The following is a 22971-nucleotide window of genomic DNA, read 5'->3' on the forward strand; positions in this document are numbered from 1 at the left end:
CTCTCCCCGCGTAAAGGACGGCTACTTCAGGAGCGGCTGGTCAGTATCGTCATCACAGGTGGCGGTGAATTCAACGCCTGCACCGGCAGTAAGAAGGATCATCTGACGCCTAATCTGCTCTACCTACTTTCGCACGGTGGCCCTGAGAAACGTTCATAAATCACGGCTCGATCGTCTGCCCCTGGGCGACGATGCTTTAGCCGCCTCCCGACCACCAATTGAAGAGTGGTTACCTATCTAGCGCCAAACCGATGATGGATGTTTTCCATATCGAACAATTTCGGCAGCGCTCCGGATGGAAACAATATGAAATAAGAATCCCGACACACAAAGATGGGAACATCCCATGTATTGACTCTGCAAACGCTTCGCACTTACGTTTGAGCCAATCTAATGCGCTGGACAGACCCTCTATGACCCAATTGATATGCGGATGCGATCATACGAGCCATAAGCGCCACGCTAGCAATGCTTTTCATGACCGGCGTAATCCATTTTTCTGCATCGCGCTTGGATGCGGTCTGGCTCTGCCCTGCATTGGGCAGGCTGCTGAAGACAAAGCTCACGACAGGAAACCGAAAACAGAAACGATCGTGGTACGCGCGCAGTATCAGCACAAAGCGAAAGGATATGTTGCGTTCGACAGCAGTACTGCCACCAAGACGGACACTCCGCTCCGTGAAATTCCACAGTCCATTTCCGTCGTTACGCGACAACAGATGGATGATCAGGTCACTCAGAACGTCGCGCAGGCGTTACGATACACTGCAGGCGTCTATTCCGAACCACGCAGCGACACGATATTCGATACAACATTTATGCGTGGGTTCGGTGGCTTCGCGACATCCGCCAATTACGTGGGCTTCCTGGACGGCATACAATTACAACAGGGACAAGGATGGGCCATTCCAACGGTAGATCCTTCCACCCTTGACCGGGTGGAAGTGCTGCGCGGCCCAGCTTCCGTGCTCTATGGAGATGCTAGTCCTGGTGGCATCATCAACCTCGACAGCAAACTTCCGTCTCTGTCCGTCCCCCGGCAGGTTGCGATCGAAAGTGGGAGTCGTAACAGGATACAGGGCATGTTCGATGTCGGAGGTGCCCTGACGAGCGATCAGACGCTCCTTTATCGGGTCAGCGGCCTAGGTCGCCGGGTCGATACCCAGATGCGGGACGCAAAAGAGCAGCGACTGGCTCTTACGCCCACACTGACCTGGAAAGCTACGCCACGAGTAAGCGTTGATTTTGTACTCAATGTCCAACGTGATCCGGACAATAACTTTGCAGGCTGGATCCCCGCACAGGGGAGTGTTCTGCCTGGCCCGCACGGGCGCATTTCCACAAAGTTCAACCCGAGCCAGTCAAACTACGATGGCTACAACCGAACACAGATCATGCCGAAATACCGGGTAAAATATCACTTTCTTCAGGGATGGAGCCTGCAGCAAACCGTTCGCTACGAATATCTGAATACGAGCTTCAAGGGGCTTGCAGTCAATTTCTCCAATCCCTACGACACTGATGGAAATCTCAATCGTTACTCGTCCTGGTCACGTGCTGATCTCAACGGTGTGGTGGCTGACACACGCGTGGAAGGGCATGTGACATCTGGACCACTCCAGCACCGCATTCTTGCCGGCGTAACCTATGACCGGTCGGAATCGTCAATGCGTCAGTCGGCTTACGGGCTGGTCTCGGCACTTGATTATAGCGCGCCCGTCTATGATGCCAGCATTGTGCCTCCTGCACTGGCCCAGAGCACAAGGCAGGACTCACAACGTATCGGGGCTTACATACAGGACCAGATCAGGTTCGGTCGCTGGTCCCTGCTTTTGGGCGGCCGCCATGACTGGCTTACCATAAGGACGCGAGATCGGCTTTCCGATACGACAAGCGCCCAACATGATTCAGCGTTTACCGGACGTGCGGGGCTTGTCTATCTTTTTGAAAACGGATTATCGCCATACGTGAGTTATTCGACATCCTTCCAGCCGGTTGTGGGCGTCGATTATGAGGGGAGAGCTTTTCAGCCGACCCGGGCCAGTCAGGTTGAAGGTGGCATCAAATACCAGCCTGTCGGTTATAACAGCTTCCTGACGGTCTCTGCCTACGACATCAATGAACGACACGTCAGCACTACAGATCCGGCTCATCCCTACTACTCCGTCCAGCGCGGTGGCGTACGGTCCTGGGGTATCGAGTTCGAAGCCCATGCAGCCCTCACAGATAATCTGGGACTGATCGCGTCCTACAGCTACACGGATCCGACTGTTACACATGATCCAGATGCCAGTCTGATCGGAAAACGCCTCTATGCCGTGCCCAGACATATGGCTTCGCTTTGGGCGAACTATGCCGTCGCCTGGGGACATCTGCAGGGCATCAACGTCAGCGGGGGCGTCCGATATGTTGGTTCAAGCGCAGGCAATGAGACCAATAGCTTTACGGTTCCCGGCGTAGTACTGTTTGACACGACATTGCGCTACGATCTCTCCCGCCTGTCATCCAGCCTTCATGGATGGTCCCTGATGTTAAATGGCACCAACCTTTTCGACCGGAAATATGTGTCATCATGCTTTTCGGCGGGAGGATGTTTCTACGGAAACCGGCGGACGTTCAAAACCGGCGTTTCGTTTCGATGGTAACATGAAGCTACCAGCTTCACCATAATGGGATTGATTGATGCGACTTTTTATATCGCATTATATTCTTCGCAAGTTTCCAGAATTATACAATTCCTTCAGGAGCGCACGCTACGGGCCATACGGCCCAATTCAGGGCCGAGACCGTGATAGGTCCCGTAACTGAATACAAGAGGATCCCATTTTGCCGGATTGATCTGACTGGACGTTTCATTAATGATCCCGACTGCAGCATGCAGCACGATGGCTTTTGCGATGATAACGGAAAACCCCTCTGGGTCGTCCGAAACGTCAGTCATGGTATTTACGACAGCCTCAATCTGGATTGGACACTCGGCAACGCGTGACGGACCGCCTTCAGTCGATGTGAGCCGCGTCAGCCCTGCAACCTCAAACTTGTCCCGACAATAAGAGAACTGTGCCGCCTTATAGTCAGGAACAGGATTTCTCCCGGTAAACGCGGCAATACGCTCAATTGATTCCCACATCTCTGCAGAAGGAAGGTTTACCGTCAGGCGAGGACGATGACGTAAATTTTCCATAGCCTGAGACGCAGATCCCAAGCCAAGCACCAAGAAATCCCTGATGGACCAGGATGACGACATGGGCGTCAGATTGTCCGAGCCGTCGCTGTTCTGCATACAGACCAAGGCGACCGGTGTGCCGTAATACATGCTTCGGGCAGGGATACGAATTGTCTTCATTATTTTGAACTCCTGAAAACGCAGTCCCGATGCCGGAACTCATGCGTTTGGGCGAGCCTGCGGATGTTACGGAGTCGCTTGATAAAGCGATACTCTATGACGTGACCCAAGCCACTACCCCTTTCCCCAAAGACTCTCCCCTTCTTCTCAACCACCTATTTTCCGAATGAACTCTCGCTCCGCGATCTGAGCAAAACCCGTATCTTCAGGCGGTATCAATCAGCAAGACGGTGGTATCGGTCTCTCCCTGAAGCCTCACCTCTGTTTCGTTATAAATTTCCGCCCCCGACCCGCTACTCATCGGCTGGTCATTGACCCATATCGTGCCCGAAAGCGCAACGAGGTAAAGCCGACGTCCCGCTCCTGTGGTGTAATGCGTCATAATTCCCGATTGCAGCGCCATCCCCATGACCCGCGTAGAAGCACGAAGTGGGAGTGGTTCGTCTGCTCCTCCACTATCGATGTCTTCCGGCGAATCCTCGGCGAAGCCGCTTGCAAGAATAGCGAGCGCATTTTGCCCATGCCGGACCGGACGGTGATGAATCACACTTTCCGGCACCCCACCCTCCTCATCCGGTAGCAGCCATACCTGCATGAATGAAGAGTCCGAACCGGCGGCCCACCACGTCGCATCCTGAATTCCCCGCCCTGCACTGAGCAGATGGATATCGCCCTCTTGAAGCTGATGCGGTCCCTGACCGTCAACTTCGGCAAAAAAAGTGCCTTTGAGAACAATCGTGACAATATCCCGGGCATCCTCTTCTCCCAGCCGGAACTCGGCAAAGGGCTCGAAAACGGCGATGTTGATCGCACGAATCTGTCCCCAATGAACGTGAGCGAGGTCACGATATTCCGCGAAAGAGAAATGACAGCGAATGGTCACGCCAGGCTGCGTCGCAGTCCCGAGATCCCGGGCGGGGCGAACGGTGATCATGATTTTCCCTTTGGCGCTGATGTCGAGCCTGCAGCATAACGTTGCGCCTGAACCGGGAACTGCCGCTCCCATCCACCGCCGAGCGCACGGTAGAGACGCGTGACCGAAGTGGAGGCGCTGGTTGTGGCCTGCACGAGCTGGTTCTGGGTCGCCAGAAGTGCGTTCTGCAAGGTCAGGACATTCAAGAAGTCAGATGATCCCTGCACATACTGGGCCTGAGCTGTTTGCACGGCGACCTCGTTTTCCTTCACGGCTTCCGCGAGACGATCCCTCTGGTTCTGCGCCGCCGAGAGATCAGCCATGGCGTCGTCGATTTCCTGCCAGGCCTTCAGTACCGTGCGCTGGAGTATGACAGCGGCTTCCCTTTGCTGCGCTTTGCGCAGGCGTAGCTGACCTGTCAGGCGTCCGCCTTCAAAAATCGGTAATGTCGCTGTCGGTCCGAAACCATACTGTCGCGACGCCCATGAGCCCAGCCCGCTGAACTGGAGCGCCTGCACATCCAGACTTCCCGAGAGCGTGACGCGCGGGAAGAAATCAGCGATGGCCACACCGATGTTGGCCGTCGCAGCGTGCAGACGCTCTTCCGCCATACGAATATCCGGCCGCCGTTCGGCCAGCTCGGACGGGAGACCCACCGGCACCGACGCTGGCACGGGAGGAACCGGTGCGGGTTTGCCGAGTTGCGCCGCGAGGGCACCGGGTTCACGCGCCACCAGAAAACTCAGCGCGTTGATCAGATGCACTTCCTGACTTTTCAGAACGGGAAGACGGGATTCAAAACTGTGCAGCTGTCCGGTAGAATCCGCAACATCCAGGCGGGTGGCCGCTCCTTGGGTGAAACGCAACGTTGTCAGTTGCACGCTATGGCGCGCGATCCCGATATTGTTTTCGACAATTCCGATCTGGGCCTGCACCCCGCGCAGTTCGAGGTAGTCCTGCGCGGTTTCTGCCATGAGCGACACCAATACATCGCGTCGCATATCTTCGGTTGCACGCATTGCGGCCGTCGCAGCCTCGACCTGCCGGCGGACGTGCCCCCAGAAATCGACCTCCCACGAGGCGTTGACACCGTATTGTGGCAGGTTGAAGGATGAAGCTCCTGCAGATCCCGGAAGGCGTGTGGGTCCAAACCCCTGCGTTCCACTCGCGATTGACCCTGCCCCCTGTTCTTCCATGGTGCCGAGCAGACCCAGGACACCGTTGGGACTGGCCCGCTCACGCGCATAGGAGGCATTGGCTTCGGCATGCGGGAACTGGGCGGCGCTCGCAATCCTGCGCTCCGCCATGCTCTGGGCGAAGCGATAGGCAGCCGCCTGCAGGTCAAGGTTGGCCCCGGCCACCTGATGTTCAAGCGCGGTCAGGACGGGATCATTGTAGATGGTCCACCATTCCGGATCGAGCTGTGCCTGAACCGGATGACTTTCAGCGGGCGCGACACTCTGGTGCCAGGATGCTGGTGAGGCCGGTGGGGATCTATGGTAATCAGGTCCGACCGTACATCCTGCCATGGGCAGACCGAGAGCCAGCCACGCGGCGAGGCGAGAACGCATTGAACGCGCGGCGGCGATCATCGCTTTATTGCCAGACATAGCGCTCATCCCTGGCCTTGCTGCCTTCCGGCGTTGAGGACGTGTCGATCCGGACCTCAACGGACATGCCCACCCGCACACGGGCCGCCAGTGGCTGACCGGGATCAAAGGTTACGCGGACCGGCAGGCGCTGGACGACCTTGGTAAAGTTCCCGGTAGCATTGTCTGGCTGGATGGGAGCGAACGCGACACCGGTCGCAGGCGGTATACTGTCCACATGGGCGCGGAGCGGATGTCCGGGGAATGTATCCACCCAAACCGTGGCTTTCTGCCCTGGCAATACACGAGTGAGCTGCGTCTCCTGGAAATGCGCCACGACAAAGGCATCCTGCACGGGCACCACGGCCATGAGCGCGGTCCCGGCATGAACGTAATTGCCGACGCGTACGCCTCGCACGCCCACGACACCATTGATGGGCGCAGGGATCGTGCAGTAGGACAGATCCAGTTCCGCCTGACGCAGTTCTCCCTCTGCCCGGTCGAGGCTTCCTTTTGCCCGGTCAAGTTGTGCGGTCAGAACTGCCACTTGATCTTTTGCGGCCTGAACTCCAGCCTGATCCCTGATCAAGGTCGCGACAGCCTGGCGCGTCCCGGACGCCGTTCGCTGGCGCTGCTCGACCGTGCCAGCACCTCCCGCGGACAGGTTTCGATAACGCGCTTCGTCCTGACGGGCGAATTCGAGGGCTGCCTCGTCGGCCTGTACTGTTGCGGCGGCCGCCGCGATGACTGCGTTCTGCCTGTCCAGTTCAGCCTGCAGATTGGCGATGTCCGCCTGCGCGACCGCGACGTTTCCCTGTGCCACTTTCAGCGCGGCGCGATAATCATCGTCCTCGATATGGGCGAGTTCTTCACCGGTATCGACCCGCTCATTATCCTGCGCCTGCACATGATCGATACGGCCCGAGACTTTTGGGGCAACCAGCGTGGAATAAGCCGTGACATAAGCATCATTGGTTTCGACATGGACGCCATTACCGAGAATGAGGTGGTCTGCGAACCAGGCGGCGGCGCCAAGACCGACGACGCCTGCGCCGATCAGCATGAGGTTTCGTGTTCGTGACATTTCAGCTCCAGAAATCCCCGACAGCGCACCTGAGCCAGTGCGTCAGCGAGACAGACAGGATGTTGGCAAAGGTGGTCACATCGTCCGCGCGTAAAGAACAAGAAGGCCCGCAAAGCAAAGGCCACCGACCTTCTCGACGAGGTTGGGTCGTGACGCGGCAACTGTTGGGGTCTTTGAACGGGGGAGAACGTATCGGAGGCATCGGGAGAGGGCCGGCGTCATCCGGGGTCTACGCAGCCTCGCATCGTACCCCGCAAACCGCCGCTCGTTCTCGTCCAGGCAAATGCCCAGAAGCCCCCGCAGGCTGACGTCGATGCTGGACACGTCTTTTGCGCCAGATACGGTGAAATTCGCGTCCTGCTCGCGCATATTACCGTCGGCATCCATGCTTCTGACCATGCCGATCCGCTCCCATGCGAGAAACAGCCAGACACCGAGCACCCGGGTTTCAAACCATGGACGCTTCCACAGCGGCAGGGTGGCGCGATGCCACGCAAGCCAGTTGGCGAACAGAAGGATATGGCGGCACTCTTCCTGCATGACCGGCTCGAACGTCTCGACCAGTTCGGCCGGAAAGAAGCCGGAACGCTTTGCCAGTTCGAACAGCCCGAACGCAAAGAAGCTGTCCACGCATTCGGAAAAACCTGTGACCATATAGGCCCATTCGGTATCACGCGGGGTGATGTATGGCGGCTCCTTGGCCAGCGGAATCCCATAGGCCTCGACCAATCGGGAGAGCACTTCCTTATGACGATTTTCCTCCCACGCGTTCCGGGCGATGGCGTCCTTCATGTCAGGGTCAGCAATAGTCGCGGCATAGGCCGCCATCCTGAGGCGCGCCTTGCCTTCGGTTTCAACGGCGATGTCCCAGATCGGCAGGGATGTGATGCGTCGCAATGTATCAGGATCAAGCCGGGGCCAGTCGATGACGGAAGGCCGGTATGGATTGAACGTATCGCGGAACATGCGCGACACCGCGCGCTTATGGGCGAGACTGCCAGGGCTCAGGGAGCCCGGTTCACTACTCTGCCAGTGCCGCGCGTGATAATCGGCATTGGCGAGCGCCTTGGTCCCGGCGTGAGCAATATCCGCGGCCTGAGGCATGTCTCCATAAATCCGTTCTAGATCAGCCCTGAATGCTTCGATGCTTTCATCGGGTGATGGGATGTTTTTAAGCTCAGAATTAGAGCGTGGCACGGGATGCATCCTGTCTGACATGATTTTGATCCTGTGGCTTATTTGGCCGGGGCGCTGGCTGACGGCGCGCGTGGAGGATAAACCCGCTGGGGCAGGAACATATTGAGGATAATGAAAGCGGCACAGAGCCCGACCATCACGTAATAGATGTCCGCGCACGCCAGTACGAGAGACTGCTCGGCGACCTTGCCGTGGAGAAGAACCTGCGTATTCCGCGCCAGACGATCAGGGTCGGCGATGTGGGGAGCAAGCAACGTACTGGCAGGATCGCCCATCCCTTCCAGGGCATTCTGGTTATAACCGTAAGTATCCAGCAACATAGTGGAGTGATATTGCTCCCGCCGGCGCAGAAGCGCTGCGATGACACCAGCAGCAATGGCGTTGGCAAATCCCTTGGTCATGTTGAACATGCCCGAGATGAAGGGGCCATCCGCCGGTCCGAGGCCCATGGTCGCCAGCATCAGGATCGAAATGACCATCATCGGCTGGCTGGCGACCTGCATCAGCTGGACAATGTAGAAATTCTCACGCACCCAGTCTGAATCGATCCATGTCCCCAGCCAGTAGGATGCCCCCTGTATCGCCAGCCCAGCCATGAGTACGATCCGGCAATCAACCTTGCGAATATTACAGAGCGCAGACACCAGTGGCAGCGCGATCAGTTGGGGAACAGCCAGAATCAGCGCGATGGGCGCAGTTTGGATAGGCCGGTATCCCCTCACCTCTTCAAGGTAAACCGAGGGGATCTCGATAGTGACAACACAAAGAACGAGCACGGCCGCCAGGGTCAGCAGGGAGTCCGAGACATTTCTCTGTTTGAGCAACTGAATCCGGAAGAACGGCAGTGGATGGAACCATTCATTGATAATGAAAAGAATAAATAGAAAACCACCGCCACAGAACAGATGTGTAATAAGCGGTGAGCGGAACCAGTCGAGCCGGTCGCCCTGTTCGAGCGCAATGACCAGCGAGCAGATCGCGGGCAGACCGGTCAGCAGTCCCCTCCAGTCGAACTGCCTGAAGCGCTCCAGCCGCAGCGGATCCCGCGGCAGCCCCCACGCCACACAGATCATCGAGATCATACAGAGTGGAACGATCTGCCAGAACAGGAACTGCCAACCGACATATTCAAACCAGAAGCCCGCCAGCGGCACGCCGAGATTGGGACCAAACGTCGCAGTCAGGGCATAGGCGCCAAGACCGTAAATCTTGATGTTGGTCGGGAGGAAGCGCAGCGCCACCGTCATCAGCATGGGTGGCAGGCAGCCACAGGCGAAACCCTGCAGGCTACGCAGAATGAGAAGAGCGCCAAGGTTCGGCATGAAAGGGGCCGCGAGCCCAAGCACCCCAACCATTCCTGTCATGACAATGGTCAGACGTCGGATCGAAAACGTCACCGAACACCATGGCGCAAAAGCCATCGCCGAAATATTGAAGGCTTCGAACAGGGCTATGATCCACGTTCCCTCGTCATGCCCTATATGGAGTTGCCCCTTGATATCGGCCAGCGCCATTTCGGTTGTATGCTCGTTGAAACCGGCCAGCAACACGGCCAGCAGTACGCCGATCAGGCCAGTGGCGAGACGCAGACCGAAAGCTGGACCTTTCGGAGGCGGTGGAGGTGGAGGCGGTGCAGCAGGTGTGGGTTCAGCCACCACCGCAGGGGGAAGGTCGATCCGGGTCAAACGACGCCTCTTTAATTTGCAATAGGTATGTCTGCGGCGACTGTGATCGCAATTACCGGGATCGGGAACACTCAAATATGAAAACATGGCTCTCATGAACCGTAACGGTAAGAGCGCATAAAATTATTGCAGCGTCCTCATGCTTCTGGCAGAGTCGATTGCCTTAAACATCCTATGTTCCCATCTATTATGGCATTGCCAGACAGACGGGTATGAACCGCCTTCAGTGCGCGGGAGGACTTTATTGATGACGCGTGGCTACGACCTGAACCTGTTACACGCCATGAATGTGCTGATTGAGGAATCGAGCGTGACGGGTGCCGCCCAGCGTCTTCAGGTCAGCGCTGCGACAATCAGCCGCACCCTATCCAAGATCAGGGCAACCTTCGGTGACCCAATCCTTGTACAGATGGGCCGCAACATGGTGCCGACACCGCGCGCGCTCCAGATGCAGCCGCGCATCAGCCGTATCCTCGCAGGCATGCATGACCTGATGCGCAGGGACGAGAAACTGGATTTTACGGGTATAAAACCTGTCTTCACGATCCGGGCCGCAGATGTTGTCGTGGGACCATTCGCGACGAAGCTGCTTCAGACCTTGCGGGGAGACTGTCCAGATGCTGCCGTTGTTTTTGCCAGTGAAACCGACGGAGACGATAGCGATGCTCTGCGGCGTGCGGCGATCGACCTGTATATCGGTGCAACCGAAAACCTGCGGCCGGAAATCATGCGGCAGACACTCTTCGAAAGCCGTTTTCATGGGATCGTGCGCGCAGGCCATCCGATCCTGCTTGGTGAGATCACGCCCCAGTCACTGGTTCAATATGACCACATCAGTGTGTCACGTCGCAGTCGGCGACATGGTCCCATTGATGACGCGCTGCAGGAAGAATTCGGCCTCAACCGGAACGTGGCCCTTCTCGTCCCCTCGTATTACACCGCGATGCAGGGCCTGCACCGGACCGATCTGATCCTCCCGGTGCCCGATGTAGCGATGAACCGCGACACACTCGACCGTCTGGGGTTGTACGCTTTTCCCCTCCCACTCCAGCTCGCACCCGTCAATGTCTTTCAGGCATGGCATCCCCGCCACGATTCAGATGGGGTGCATCGATGGCTGCGTCGCACCGTTCTCACGGTAACGAACGAATGGCGCAATCGCTCACATGAAGCTGCCCCGACGGCAGACACCCTCATTCATTAGAAAGGTCGGATAATCCGTCCTTTGTATATTATGGAGAACAGAGATGACTTTTTCTGACGCTTCGGGAGTGCTCAATACAAGCGATTTTCCACTGGTCTGCCTGAACCCGGACCAGGTGGTCCCGGGTTACGCGGCAGACTGGAAGGACGAGATGACCGCCCTTCTGGAACGCGGCATCCCGTTTGCCCTGATTTACCCCCCTGCTCCGGAAGAAGATCACGAGGACAGAAAGGAACGAGGCCTCTGGCTTAAGACAAACCGCGAGCGCCTTTCCAGATTATGCCGGGTCATGATCCTGATTGAACCCGATGCGACACGACGCTCGGCCCTTGAAGAGATGTTTCCGGGTGCAGAACGCGCGTTCGGTGTTCCTCAGATGGCCACGACGACAAAAGCAGAAGCCGAAATCCTGGCCCACCATGTTCTGGCCGGTAGATAGATGGCCGTTACGCGCGGCTCAGTCCTTATTCCCGGTATGATCGGAAAGAGCCTGCACGAGCGGCCGGACGACCGCGCTTGCCGCACGGGCCGCGCGCGTGCCATCTCCCTGCTCTATTGCCCGGAAGATCCGTTCATGGGCGGCATAGCCGGGTTCAGGCAGGCCATGCTCTTCCATGACAGCACGCCCCGCCTGACGCGCCGCGACAAGAAAGTATCGGTAAAGTTCAACCAGGGCTTCATTGTGGGTCGCTTCGGCGACCGCAAGATGAAATGCCGTATCTGCTATCAGAAACTGATCAAGATCACCGCCCGCAGCCCACTCGCCGCGTGCCTTGAGTGTTTTCTCCAGCTTCCGAATATCCTTGGCGGTCCGATGTTGCGCAGCCAGCCTGGCTGCTTCCGTTTCCAGAATGACACGCAGTTCAAAATGATCCCGGAGGCTGGAACGCGTGACGCGCCGCATGACGGCAGCAGGGTCAAGTTCAAAGCGGACATACGTTCCGTCCCCCTGCCGGACTTCCAGCACGTCAGCATGGGACAGGACACGAATAGCCTCCCTCACCGTATTCCGCCCAACCTGCAACATCTCGGAAAGTTCCGTCTCTTTTGGGATACGTTCTCCGACGGGCCAGGCGCCGCTTTCGATTTTTTCCCGCATGGCGTCAATCGCACAATCGACGAGGGAACGTCGGGGAAGTTGGGAAAGTTGGGAAAGTTGGGAAAGTGAGGATGATCCAGACATAGGAGGAATTATAGCCCAAAAATTGACCTTGTCCCACGAAGATACGGAGCAAATCATAAGATCGACGGGATGAAGTGGTGATGCAACGCTTCCATTCATTGAGTCTACGCGACCTTCATAGCCTGCTCGTTCTCGACGCTACCCATAGTCTGGGCCGTGCTGCCACTGCTCTCGACGTATCCGTCGCCGCACTGAGCCGCCGCCTGACGCGGATCGAGGACTCGCTGGGAATCACGCTTTTCGAACGGGGCACAGGGGGAACCGTGGTCACCAAGCCCGGGCAGCGGGTTCTCCGGCATGCTCGTCGAATCATGACAGAAGCCAATCATCTCGTGACCATTATAGCCAATGAAGCTGATTTGCCGGACGGTGAAATCCGTATTGGGGTCGCGCGGCCGCCACTTCATCCTTCAATTGAGGCGTGGTTTCGGGCTTGGAACGAGCGCCATCCAAGAACGCGCATTGGCCTCTACGTACCCGACGGCGAAAGCATAGCTGCTTCGCTGGTCAAGCGACACGTTGACGCAGCAATTTTACCGGATTGTGTACTCAACGACAGTATGGCGTCGTTCATTTTATATAATGACAAGCTTCTCGCGGTTCTGCCAGAGGAGCATCACTTGGCGAAGCTGCCCACTCTACCAATAGCCAAGATCATGAAGGAGCGACTTCTGGTCCCAGTCGATCCACATGAAGAACGACGCAACCATTTTAAACTCGACGCATTTGATCAACATGGGCATCTCGTGGTCCATACAGGCGGGATAATTACTCTTTTGTCGCAAGTGCGCTCTGGCGCGGGTATTGGGCTAACCAACACCGCGTGTCGTGATCTTGTGCCGCTTGGCCTCGCATTCCGCCCGATATCGGGCCTCGACGATAGCTTCAATGTACATTTGGCCTGGCGTGCCGAATCCGAGGATGCTTTCCTTGGTCGATTTGTAAGCTTCATGCGCACGCTGACCAGGACCCGCTCGCCTCCTTCTTTTGCGCGCGGCGTCGACGTTGGAAAGCCCGATCCCCCTCCATGAAACGAGCCAGCATCGGCGCGATCAATTTCGCTGGCATGATCGCGGCCTGACCGCTCTCACGCGCCAGCAAATGCCCATATTCAACCAGATCGCGATGCACGGTAGCAGGAAGCTCAACAGTAAGCCGAACCGGCTTGTCGTCGGTAAACGGCCCCAGCCTGAGTTTCGTCATCGGGAAACCTCCTGTCTGAATGGGGTAAGAACCAGGTCACGATGCACCATGACCCGTAATGGAAAGCCACGCCGGATTGTGTTGGTCGGCTGGATATTCAGCGACCGCCCCACGATCTGCTCGCCGATCTGGTTGAAGCCCTGCGAGCCGCCGGTGCGCAACGCCTGGGCAATGCCATTGCTGCCGCCAATATCAGCTTCCGAACCGACGCTCAGCATCGTCGAAACGAAAGCGGCCTTGAATACCTCGCCCCAGTGATTGTCAGTCTGATCCTGCAATCCGGCGAAGCCCGCCGCATCGGCGGCCGGCTCATTCTCCAGCACGATCGAATCCCCGGCACCGCGTATCAGCCGGGTCCACACCAGCAGCACCCGCTTCTGGCCATAGGCGATCTGAGAGTCATAGCGGCCGATCAGCTTTGCCCCCTGCGGGATGAGCAGGATATGTCCGGTCGGGCTGTCATAAACATTCTCCGTCACCTGGGCGGTGACCTCGCCGGGCAGGTCCGAGCGGATGCCGGTGATCAACGCACCGGGAATGATCGATCCCGCCTGAAGCACATACGGGCTGGGAGCGGGCGTCAGACGCGCGTTACTGACGGTGCGCAGGTCGACCGGGCCGTCGAGGAACGCCTGCTTGCGATCGGTAGCAACGCTGCCGGGTAGGGTTGCCGTCGCACCCGCCGTCATCGGCGTTGCGACATCCCGGCCCATCTGCGTCTGGGTGAACAGGTGACTGACCCGCGCTGCTTCCTGTTCCTGGGCGATACGCTGCTTCTCCGGATCGGCGGTCGCCGCCGGTGTCGCCATGCCGGGAGCGCCGATGCCTGCCTTGAGCAACGGCCGACCAAGATCACCGGGCAGCGGAGCCCCGAGCCGCGGCGGATGGGTATAGTCGCCCGGCAGATTGGCCAGCCCATCGGGCGTGGTGCGGCTGCCAGTATTATAGAGTTCGGCATTGCTCTTCGGTGGCACCGGCTTCAGCGCCAGATAGAGCGCACCGCCGACACCGGTCACAGCAACGACCGACAGACCGAGGATCACCTTGCGCGACAGACGCGTGACCGGCGGGCGCGTTATCCGCAGCCGCATCTCGCCCGGCGGTCTGACGGCCCCCCCTGGCGTCTCGACATCACCGCGCCCCACGCTTTCGCTCATGATCGCCGCGTCCCGTCGGTACGGACGATGCGCACGACCTGCTGGTGCTTCGCCCCCAGCCGCAACTCGGCGGCGGCGAACAGGCGATCGACGACCATCCGGTTGCCACGCACCCGGTAGTTCACCAACTGGCCGTCGCCCTGCGGGCCGATCACCCAGAGCGGCGGCATCTCGCCCTGGGCAATCCCGGCCGGAAACTCGATAAACACCTGCCGCCCGTCATCGAAGGCGCGCAACGGCCGCCACGGCGCCTCGTCGCCCTCGATCCGGTAACGGAAATTCAGTGCATCGAGATCGACGGCGGTCGCAACTGGAGTGCCAAGGTCGGCATCGCGATCCTGGTCGCGCAGGGCAACGATCTGGTCCTGCGGATACTCCCAGGACACCGAAGCCATATAGGTCCGCTCGTCGGAGCGCAGTTCCAGATGGTAGGTGCGCCGGTCGGTATTGATGACCAGGTTGCTGGTGAGGTCCGGCCGGGTCGGCTTGAGCAGGATATGAATCCGTTTCGACGCCCCTGCCCCACTTTCCGTGTCGCCGATGATCCAGCGCACGGTATCGCCGGCGGCGACCGGGCCGGCACCCACCAGCTTCTCACCGGGCTGCAGCGCGATATCGGTAATCTCGCCGGGTGCGGCGTAGAGCTGATAGAGCGCGCCATCGGAGAAGGGATAGACCTGGATCGCGTTGAGATAGCCGGCCCGCGTCGGCTGGATCCGCGCCGCACTGTTGGCACGCTCGACCCGCTGATGGGGATCCGTCGGTTCCGGCGCCGCATGCCGGAACGGGATCGGCTTGAGCTGCCCCGGCAACGGCAAGGGCTCGGGGAGTGCCACCACCTGCACCGGCTTAGGCGGGTCAGGCGTAAGCACTGCCTGCCGGGGCGTATCGTCGTATCTGATGGCAGGCGGCTTCCATGAGGAGCAGGCCGCCAGCGGCGCCAGCAGGATCATGAACTGCGCGATGGTGTTGAGGGTGCGCATTAGCCGAGTTCCCTGGACCAGTTGAGGGCGTGGATGTAGATGCCGAGCGGATTCTTGCGCAGGCGCTCGGCGTCGGTAGGCGTCTGGACGACGAGGGTGAGGATCGCGCTCCAGCGTTCGGTCGAAGCCAGCGCGCCATCGACATAGCGGCGCTCGACCCAGGCGACGCGGAAGCTGTCGTCGGAGGCGCGGATCACGCTGGCGATCTCAACCGCGACCTGCATCTTGCCGATCCGACTGAAGGGATCGTTGGTGCGGGCATAATCGTTCAGCGCCAGCGCGCCGCGATCGGTCACGTAATTATAGGCGTCGAGCCAGTTCTGCCGCAGCACCACCGGATCGGCGGGGATGGAGCGCACCTCGGAGACGAAGCGCGCAAGATACCAGGCGATCTGCGGATCGGTCGGACGATAGGCGGCGGTCGCGGGACCGACGGCCTGCGCCTGGCCCAGCCGGTCGATCTGCACCACCCAGGGCGTGATCGTGCCGCGCGCCGACAGCCAGACCAGCCCGGCCGCCAACCCGCCGCTCAGCGTCAGGCAGCCGAAGAAGGCCAGCCGCCAGTTGCGCGCCTGCACGCGGGCGGACCCGATTCGATCGTCCCAGACCTGCCCGGCCTTCTGATAGGGGGTCTCCGGTTCCGGCGTCCGGCCGAAACGCACGGTGGGGCGGCGAAACATCGCTATTCTCCTTCCGAAAGATCGACGTCGTGGCCCCCGCCGGGCCGATCGCCGCCCCTGATCGCCTGCGCGGCCGCTTCGGCGCCGCCTTTGATCCGGTTGTTGCGCTGCATCCGGCTGGCCCAGGCCGGCGGTTTTCCGGCAGCGCTCGCGCCACCCGAGGCCGTAGCCCCACCCGCCCCGCCGGTCGCGGCGGCGCCTCCGGCGGCATAGCTGTTGCGCACGCCCGACGCCGCCCGTCGCAACGGGCTCATGGCGGCCGACAGCCCGGCCTTGGCCACGCCCGATGCCCCGCCGGCCCGGTAAGCGGACGTGGCGCCTCCGGCAACGAAGGCCCCTCCCCGCACGGCGGCCGCCGCACCACCTGCCGCCATGCCGACGCCGGTAGCAGCCGCCACGCCGGCGCCGACGACCCCGGCCGCGGTGCCGACGGCGGATCCTGCGCCGAGTTGCGGACCACCGGCGATCAGGCCGTTGGCCAGTGCCGGGCCGAATACGGTCAGGCCGAGCAATGTCAGGGAAGCCAGGATCAGGGTCAGCGCGTCATTGATGGTCGGCGGGTTATTGAAGCCGGAGGTGAACTGGCCGAATACCGTCGAGCCGATACCGACGATGACGGCCAGCATCAGCACCTTGATCCCGGACGAGACGACATTGCCCAGCACTTTCTCGGCGAGGAAGGCGGTGCGGCCGAACAGGCCGAAGGGCACCAGCACGAAACCCGCCAGGGTGGTCAGCTTGAACTCGATCAGCGCCACGAAGAGCTGGATCGCCATCACGAAGAAGCTGATGACCACGATCAGCCAGGCGATCAGCAGCACCGCGATCTGGATCGCGTTGTTGAAGATGGCGACGAAGCCGACCAGCGAGGAGATCGAGGTCAGGATCGGCTTGCCGGCATCGATGCCGACCTGCGCCAGCCGACCGGGCTGGAGCAATTGCGCCTGGGTGAGATGGCCACCACCCGCCTCAATCCCGAGCGCGGCGAAGGATTCATAGATGATCCGCGCCAGGCTGTTGAAATTGCCGATGATGAAAGCAAACATCCCAATGAACAGGGTCTTGCGGATCAGCCGCGCCAGCACATCCTCGTCCGGCGCCAGTGCCCAGAACAGCCCGGCCAGGGTGATGTCGATCGCAATCAGGGTTGCGGCGAGCCAGTGGACGTCGCCCTGCACCAGACCGAAGCCGGAATCGATATACTGGGTGAAAATGGCGAGGAAATTGTCGATGACGCCGGTGCCCTGTTGCATGGCGTCACCGTCCCGCGTCTGGCGCGAAGAAGCGCTTGCGGTTCTCGGCCCACACCGCTTCGCAGGCAGGATCACCGTCGGCCTTCATGCCGAGCGCCTGACAGTGTGCGAGGCCAGCGGCCAGCCGGTCACGCGATCCCGGCGGCCCGAGATCGGGCACACCGACGTCATGAGGGACGTGCCGGAGGTGAAGGCTGGCGGCGACGATGATCAGAACGACCAGCCCGACGGCAACAAGCCGAAAGACGACCGGCGGGGAAAAGCGCGGCGCGCGCATCAGTGGAACATCTGCGCGGAGCCGGGCGAGTAGCCGGCACCATAATTGAAGAAATTCGCCAGTTGTGCCCTGCCCTGCTCCTCGCTCTCGACCTGACGCGCCCCTTCCAGCGCCTGGGCGCGGCCCATCGCCGTAACGACGGCGGTGAGGTCGGCAAGCTGGCGGGTTTGCAGCGCCATGAGCTGGTTGCCCGACTGCGCGGCCTGCAGGGCGCCGGTCGCAGACTGGCTGGAGGTCACCAGACTGTCGATCTGGCTGCGCGTGGCATCGAGATTCTGCACCGCCCCGGTCTGCACGCGCAGCCCGTCCTGATAGCCGCCTCGGGCGTTCTGCCATCGTGTCTGCGCATCGGCGGTCATCTGCGCCGCTGAGGTCGGACTACCCAGCGCCTGGGGATAGGTCTGGGTGAAAGCCTGATTGATGCTGCTCAGATTATAGGAAAGCCCCTGCGCCTGGCCCACGATCGCTTGCGTCTGGGCGAGCGACTGTTCCAGCGGCGCCAGCACCGAGAGCGGTAGATTGGCGAGATTGCGGGCCTGGTTCTCCAGCATGGTCGCCTCGTTGAGCAGGCTCTGCGCCTGCTGGTTGACCTGCTGCAATTCCCGGGCGGCGGTGAGAACATTCTGCACATGATTGGCCGCGTCATAGACTGCCCATTGCGCCTGAGCCGGGGCGCTCGCGGCAAACGGCAGCACCAGGCCAGCGCCGAACAGAAAAGCGGATTTCCTTGTCAGCGTGTTTTTCATGACCCTTCTCCCGGATTGAGCATCTCCACCGCCCAGTCCACGCCCCTGTGCGCCAGCCACGCGGCGGCAAAGCCGTCGCAGCTATGCCGGAGAAAAATCCGGTCGATGGCGGCCTGGTCGTCGGGCGAGGACGCGGCGGTGAACGCCAGCGCCACCTCAGACAGGCCGAGATCGAATAGTCGATTGCCGCGCCGGGACTGGCAGTAATAATCGCGCTTGGGCGTCGCCCGGCTGAGGATCTCGATCTGGCGGTCGTTGAGACCGAACCGGCGATAGATGGCAGTAATCTGCGGCTCCAGCGCCCGGTCGTTGGGCAGGAACACGCGCGTCGGGCAGCTTTCGATCAGCGCGGGGGCGATCGGGCTGGCGTAGATATCGGCCAGCGACTGGGTGGCGAAGATGACGGAGGCGTTCTTCTTGCGCAGTGTCTTCAGCCATTCTCGGAGCTGTCCGGCGAAGGCGCGATCATCCAGCGCCAGCCAGCCCTCGTCGATGATCAGCAGCGTCGGGCTGCCGTCGAACCGGTCCTCGATACGATGGAACAGATAGGACAGCACGGCGGACGCGGCACCCGAGCCGATCAGCCCCTCGATCTCGAAGGCCTGGATATCGGCGATACCGAGACGCTCGTGCTCGGCGTCGAGCAGACTGCCCCACGGGCCGCCGACACAATAGGGCTGAAGGGCCTGCTTCAGCGCCAGCGACTGCAGCAGCGCCGACAGACCGGTAAGGGTCCGTTCCGCGACCGGTGCCGAAGCCAGCGAGGTCAACGCCGACCACAGATGCTCCTTGAGGTCGGGCGCAACGGTGACGCCCTCGCGCTCCAGCAGGGTCGCCACACATTCCGCCGCCCAAGCCCGTTCGCCCGGCTCGTCGACCCTCGCCAGCGGCTGCAACGCGACGGGATCGTTCCCGTCCTGCGCCAGCGCGCCGCCGAGGTCGTGCCAGTCGCCCCCCATCGCAAGCGTTGCCGCACGGATCGAGCCACCGAAATCGAAGGCAAAGATCTGCGCCCCGGCATAGCGACGAAACTGCGTCGCCATGAAGGCCAGCAGCACGGACTTGCCAGCACCGGTTGGTCCGGCGATCAGCGTGTGGCCGACATCGCCGACGTGGAGTGCGAAGCGGAATGGGGTCGAACCCTCGGTGCGGGCATAGAACAGCGGCGGCGCGTCGAAATGCCCGTCCCGCTCCGGCCCGGCCCACACCGCGGAGAGCGGGATCATGTGCGCAAGGTTCAGGGTGGAGACGCAGGGCTGGCGGACATTGGCATAGACATGGCCCGGCAGGCTGCCGAACCAGGCTTCGAGCGCATTGACGCTCTCGCGCATGCAGGTGAAGTCGCGGCCCTGAATGGTCTTCTCCACCAGCCGCAGCCGGTCCGCGGCGATCACAGGATCCTCGTCCCATACCGTGACGGTGGCGGTGACATAGGCCTGTCCGACCTGGTCGGTGCCGAGTTCCTGCAACGCCGCGTCGGCATCGGCGGCCTTGTTGGCGGCATCGGAATCCAGCAGCACCGAGGCCTCGTTGGTCATCACCTCCTTGAGGATGGCCATGATCGATTTGCGCTTGGCGAACCACTGCCGCCGGATCCGGCCCAGCACCCTGGTCGCATCGGTGCGGTCAAGGCAGATCGCCCGCGTCGACCAGCGATAAGGAAAGGCCAGCCGGTTCAGTTCGTCCAGCAGCCCCGGCCAGGTCTGGGTGGGAAAGCCGGTGACGGTCAGCGTGCGCAAGTGGGCATCGCCCAATTGGGGCTCCAGCCCGCCGGTCAGTTCCTCGTCGACCAGGATGGCGTCGAGATGCATCGGGATTTCCGGCACCCGGACCCGCTGCAGGCGCGTGGAGATACAGGAATGCAGATAGGTCAGCGTTTCGCCGTCATCGAGCCAGTCGGCCTCCGGCATGCACCCGTCGAGCAGCGCCAGCACCCGGTCGGTCTGGTCGATGAAGCCTGCGACCACCGCCCGCCAGTCCGAACTACCACGGGCACGGTTCTCGTAGAGCCAGGCCTCCGCGCGGGCGGCGTCGTCCGCCGGCGGCAGCCAGACCAGGGTCAGGAAATAATGGCTCTCGTAATGCGCGCCCTCTTCCTCGAACTGCGCCCGGCGTTCGGCGTCGACCAGTTCGGAGGCCGGGTCGGGGAATGGGCTGGAAGGATAGCCCCGCGCCTGCTGGCGCTGCGCTTCGACAAAAATAGCCCAGCCGGACCCCAGTCGGCGCAGAGCGTTGTTCAGCCGGGACGTGATGGCGACCAGTTCGGACGCGGTCGAGGAGTCCAGATCGGGACCGCGAAACCGCGCGGTGCGCTGAAAGGCGCCATCCTTGTTCAGCACCACGCCTTTGGCGACCAGCGCCGCCCAGGGCAGGAAATCAGCCAGCCGGTCGCGGCGGTGACGGTATTCGGCAAGGTTCATCATGCCGCCCTCATCCGACCAGATGGGTGGGATAACGCAGATGCCGGCGCACCACGTCGACGAAGGCGGGATCGCGCTTCGCGGCCCAGACGGCGGCGAGATGACCGACCAGCCAGAAGATCCCGCCGGCGATCCACAGTCGCAGGCCGAGGCCGATTGCGGCCGCCAGCGTGCCGTTGACGATCGCCACCGTGCGCGGCGCCCCGCCGAGCAGGATCGGCTCAATCAGGGCGCGATGCACCGGGGCGGTGAAGCCGGGAATGCTGTCCGGCTCCATCAGATCAGCGCCCCGCCCGAGAAGGAGAAGAACGATAGGAAGAAGCTGGACGCGGCAAAGGCGATCGACAGGCCGAAGACGATCTGGATCAGGCGACGGAAGCCACCCGAGGTTTCCCCGAAGGCCAGGGTCAGGCCGGTCACGGTGATGATGATCACCGAGATGATCTTGGCCACCGGCCCCTGCACACTTTCCAGGATCTGGTTGAGCGGCTCCTCCCACGGCATGCTTGAACCCGCCGCGTAGGCCGGGGCCGACAGCAGGGCGAACGAGAGGGTGGCGCTAGCCACAGCAAAGCAGCGACGTAGGGTGATCATGCTGGTCATGACGGATCTCCAGCGGGTGTGAGGATGTAGTCCCCGTCCGGGCTCAAGCCCTGGACGGTGGCGAGTTCGGCCAGCCGGCGCGCACTGCCGCGCCCGGAGAGCACCGCGATGACGTCGATCGTCTCGGCGATCAGGGCGCGCGGCACGGTGACGACGGCTTCCTGGATCAGTTGCTCCAGCCGGCGCAGGGCACCGATCGCCGAACCAGCATGCAGGGTGCCCACGCCGCCGGGATGGCCGGTGCCCCAGGCCTTGAGCAGGTCAAGCGCTTCGGCGCCGCGTACCTCCCCGATGGGAATCCGGTCGGGGCGCAGGCGCAGCGAAGAACGCACCAGGTCGGAGAGCGAGGCCGCGCCATCCCTGGTGCGCAGGGCGACCAGATTAGGCGCCGCGCATTGCAGTTCGCGGGTGTCCTCGATCAGCACCACCCGGTCGCCGGTCTGCGCGATCTCGGCCAGTAGGGCGTTGACCAGCGTGGTCTTGCCGGTGGAGGTGCCACCGGCAACCAGAATGTTCCGGCGCTTGGCAACGGCGTGGCGGAGGAACGCGGCCTGTGCGGCGGTCATGATTTCGCCCGCCACATAATCGTCGAGCGAGAACACCGCGACCGCCGGACGTCGGATCGCAAAGCAGGGTGCTGCCACCACCGGGGGCACCAACCCCTCGAACCGCTCCCCGCTTCCCGGCAGTTCGGCGGAGACACGGGGGCTGCCGGAATGGACCTCCACCCCGACATGATGGGCGACCAGGCGGACGATCCGCTCGGCGTCGGCAGCCGTGATCCGTGCGCCGGTGTCCTCCATCCCGCCGGCCAGCCGGTCGATCCATAACCGGCCGTCGGGATTGAGCATTACCTCGACGATCGACGGATCGTCGAGATGGTCGGCAATGGCCGGGCCGAGGGCGGTGCGCAGCATGCGCGTGCCACGGGCAACGGCTTCGGAGCGGAAGGGAGCGATAGACACCGGGAACCCCGCGATTAGCCTCCAGAGGGAGGCGATGGATCAGCGGGATCGATTAGAAAGAGGCAGGAACACGGAAGCGCAACAAGTCTCTGGGACCGTAGGGCGCTAGGATAGAAGAACTTGCATAGGAGTAGGTTGCCGTTTGGGAGGTGACGGGGCGACAGGGCGCTGCTACCGTTTTCTGGAATCGGTCACGACACGGATCCGCCCCGTATGAACAAAGCCTTCATTTCTGCTGTTCTTCAGGATTCCCTCGACTGCACCGGCGTTGCCGCCACCAAGGCCGCCGATGACCTGGTCGTGGCCATTGTCGCCGAGATGAAACAGGAGGGCGGGTTCACGCTGCCGTCCTTCGGGACGTTCACGGTCCACAAGACCAAGGCCCGGAAGGCGTTCAACCCCGCACTGGCGAACCCGTGAAGTTAAAGGCTGACGAGACCATGCGCTTCAAGGTCGGTCCGGTTTTGAAGAAGGCAGTATAAT

Annotated in this window: 22 protein-coding genes and 1 pseudogene; 5 read left to right on the forward strand and 18 right to left on the reverse strand. The window is 61.2% G+C overall.

Translation table 11 applies throughout. The features are described 5' to 3' along the window. Positions 1–251 precede the first annotated feature (251 nt). Complete coding sequence (locus F3J08_RS12885) at positions 252–2645, forward strand: TonB-dependent siderophore receptor (protein ID WP_166930443.1); 2394 nt, start codon at positions 252–254, stop codon at positions 2643–2645. 95 nt (positions 2646–2740) lie between these two features. Here F3J08_RS12885 and F3J08_RS12890 read toward each other — a convergent pair whose 3' ends face one another. The 6 genes from F3J08_RS12890 to F3J08_RS12915 form a co-directional block, all read right to left on the reverse strand. Continuing rightward, positions 2741–3346, reverse strand: a complete 606-nt coding sequence (locus F3J08_RS12890; protein ID WP_166930445.1) for a flavin reductase family protein — start codon at positions 3344–3346, stop codon at positions 2741–2743. Between the two features lie 205 nt (positions 3347–3551). Beyond that, positions 3552–4280, reverse strand: coding sequence for a hypothetical protein (locus tag F3J08_RS12895; RefSeq protein ID WP_166930447.1), 729 nt, complete (start codon positions 4278–4280; stop codon positions 3552–3554). Next, the gene (locus tag F3J08_RS12900; RefSeq protein WP_370458739.1) at positions 4277–5869 is read right to left on the reverse strand and encodes an efflux transporter outer membrane subunit; all 1593 of its coding nucleotides are present in this window, start codon (positions 5867–5869) and stop codon (positions 4277–4279) included. Before F3J08_RS12900 ends, F3J08_RS12895 begins: the two co-directional genes overlap by 4 nt. Beyond that, positions 5856–6911, reverse strand: a complete 1056-nt coding sequence (locus F3J08_RS12905) for an HlyD family secretion protein (RefSeq protein ID WP_240149345.1) — start codon at positions 6909–6911, stop codon at positions 5856–5858. Before F3J08_RS12905 ends, F3J08_RS12900 begins: the two co-directional genes overlap by 14 nt. A 96-nt stretch (positions 6912–7007) precedes the next feature. Further along, entirely contained in the window at positions 7008–8036 is a 1029-nt protein-coding gene (locus F3J08_RS12910) for a ferritin-like domain-containing protein (protein ID WP_240149343.1), read from the reverse strand. 131 nt (positions 8037–8167) lie between these two features. After that, the gene (locus F3J08_RS12915; RefSeq protein WP_166930453.1) at positions 8168–9814 is read right to left on the reverse strand and encodes an MFS transporter; all 1647 of its coding nucleotides are present in this window, start codon (positions 9812–9814) and stop codon (positions 8168–8170) included. A 247-nt stretch (positions 9815–10061) separates the two neighbouring features. Between F3J08_RS12915 and F3J08_RS12920 the strand changes: the two genes are divergently transcribed. Both F3J08_RS12920 and F3J08_RS12925 read left to right on the forward strand, forming a co-directional pair. Then, positions 10062–11018, forward strand: a complete 957-nt coding sequence (locus F3J08_RS12920; protein WP_166930455.1) for a LysR family transcriptional regulator — start codon at positions 10062–10064, stop codon at positions 11016–11018. Between the two features lie 43 nt (positions 11019–11061). Next, positions 11062–11457: a hypothetical protein gene (locus tag F3J08_RS12925; protein ID WP_166930457.1), complete on the forward strand. Its 396-nt coding sequence runs from the start codon at positions 11062–11064 to the stop codon at positions 11455–11457. Between the two features lie 18 nt (positions 11458–11475). On the opposite strand, the gene F3J08_RS12930 is transcribed toward F3J08_RS12925, so the two are convergent. Further along, entirely contained in the window at positions 11476–12201 is a 726-nt protein-coding gene (locus tag F3J08_RS12930) for a FadR/GntR family transcriptional regulator (RefSeq protein WP_166930459.1), read from the reverse strand. 80 nt (positions 12202–12281) lie between these two features. Between F3J08_RS12930 and F3J08_RS12935 the strand changes: the two genes are divergently transcribed. Then, positions 12282–13232, forward strand: coding sequence for a LysR family transcriptional regulator (locus F3J08_RS12935; RefSeq protein WP_166930461.1), 951 nt, complete (start codon positions 12282–12284; stop codon positions 13230–13232). On the opposite strand, the gene F3J08_RS12940 is transcribed toward F3J08_RS12935, so the two are convergent. Genes F3J08_RS12940 through trbB form a run of 11 tightly spaced genes read right to left on the reverse strand, consistent with a single transcriptional unit; the run spans position 13150 to position 22488 of the window. Next, positions 13150–13404 carry a DUF2274 domain-containing protein gene (locus F3J08_RS12940; protein WP_166930463.1) on the reverse strand — a complete coding sequence of 85 codons (255 nt, stop codon included), beginning with the start codon at positions 13402–13404 and terminating at the stop codon, positions 13150–13152. The genes F3J08_RS12935 and F3J08_RS12940 overlap by 83 nt on opposite strands. Next, positions 13401–14561, reverse strand: coding sequence for a TrbI/VirB10 family protein (locus F3J08_RS12945; protein WP_166930465.1), 1161 nt, complete (start codon positions 14559–14561; stop codon positions 13401–13403). Before F3J08_RS12945 ends, F3J08_RS12940 begins: the two co-directional genes overlap by 4 nt. Continuing rightward, positions 14558–15544: a P-type conjugative transfer protein TrbG gene (gene trbG / locus F3J08_RS12950; protein ID WP_166930467.1), complete on the reverse strand. Its 987-nt coding sequence runs from the start codon at positions 15542–15544 to the stop codon at positions 14558–14560. The genes F3J08_RS12945 and trbG overlap by 4 nt, the downstream gene beginning before the upstream one ends. Then, positions 15544–16224 carry a conjugal transfer protein TrbF gene (gene trbF / locus F3J08_RS12955; RefSeq protein ID WP_166930469.1) on the reverse strand — a complete coding sequence of 227 codons (681 nt, stop codon included), beginning with the start codon at positions 16222–16224 and terminating at the stop codon, positions 15544–15546. The genes trbG and trbF overlap by 1 nt, the downstream gene beginning before the upstream one ends. Before the next feature lie 2 nt (positions 16225–16226). Beyond that, on the reverse strand, positions 16227–17477 hold the full coding sequence (gene trbL, locus F3J08_RS12960) for a P-type conjugative transfer protein TrbL (RefSeq protein WP_166930471.1): 1251 nt from the start codon (positions 17475–17477) through the stop codon (positions 16227–16229). Between the two features lie 4 nt (positions 17478–17481). Next, positions 17482–17754 carry a putative entry exclusion protein TrbK-alt gene (gene trbK-alt, locus F3J08_RS12965; RefSeq protein ID WP_166930473.1) on the reverse strand — a complete coding sequence of 91 codons (273 nt, stop codon included), beginning with the start codon at positions 17752–17754 and terminating at the stop codon, positions 17482–17484. Further along, the gene (trbJ, locus tag F3J08_RS12970) at positions 17754–18500 is read right to left on the reverse strand and encodes a P-type conjugative transfer protein TrbJ (RefSeq protein WP_166930475.1); all 747 of its coding nucleotides are present in this window, start codon (positions 18498–18500) and stop codon (positions 17754–17756) included. Before trbJ ends, trbK-alt begins: the two co-directional genes overlap by 1 nt. After that, entirely contained in the window at positions 18497–20923 is a 2427-nt protein-coding gene (gene trbE, locus F3J08_RS12975) for a conjugal transfer protein TrbE (RefSeq protein ID WP_166930477.1), read from the reverse strand. Before trbE ends, trbJ begins: the two co-directional genes overlap by 4 nt. A 7-nt stretch (positions 20924–20930) precedes the next feature. After that, the gene (locus F3J08_RS12980; RefSeq protein WP_166930479.1) at positions 20931–21197 is read right to left on the reverse strand and encodes a VirB3 family type IV secretion system protein; all 267 of its coding nucleotides are present in this window, start codon (positions 21195–21197) and stop codon (positions 20931–20933) included. Next, complete coding sequence (locus tag F3J08_RS12985; protein ID WP_166930481.1) at positions 21197–21523, reverse strand: TrbC/VirB2 family protein; 327 nt, start codon at positions 21521–21523, stop codon at positions 21197–21199. Before F3J08_RS12985 ends, F3J08_RS12980 begins: the two co-directional genes overlap by 1 nt. Continuing rightward, positions 21520–22488 (reverse strand): P-type conjugative transfer ATPase TrbB, encoded by a 969-nt coding sequence (trbB, locus tag F3J08_RS12990; RefSeq protein WP_370458740.1) that lies wholly within the window; start codon positions 22486–22488, stop codon positions 21520–21522. The genes F3J08_RS12985 and trbB overlap by 4 nt, the downstream gene beginning before the upstream one ends. Positions 22489–22701: 213 nt before the next feature. On the opposite strand from trbB, the pseudogene F3J08_RS12995 reads away from it, so the two are divergent. Further along, positions 22702–22970, forward strand: a pseudogene (locus F3J08_RS12995) (HU family DNA-binding protein). Position 22971: the final 1 nt, after the last annotated feature.

The organism is Asaia sp. As-1742, assembly GCF_011753235.1.
Lineage (GTDB): Bacteria > Pseudomonadota > Alphaproteobacteria > Acetobacterales > Acetobacteraceae > Asaia > Asaia bogorensis_B.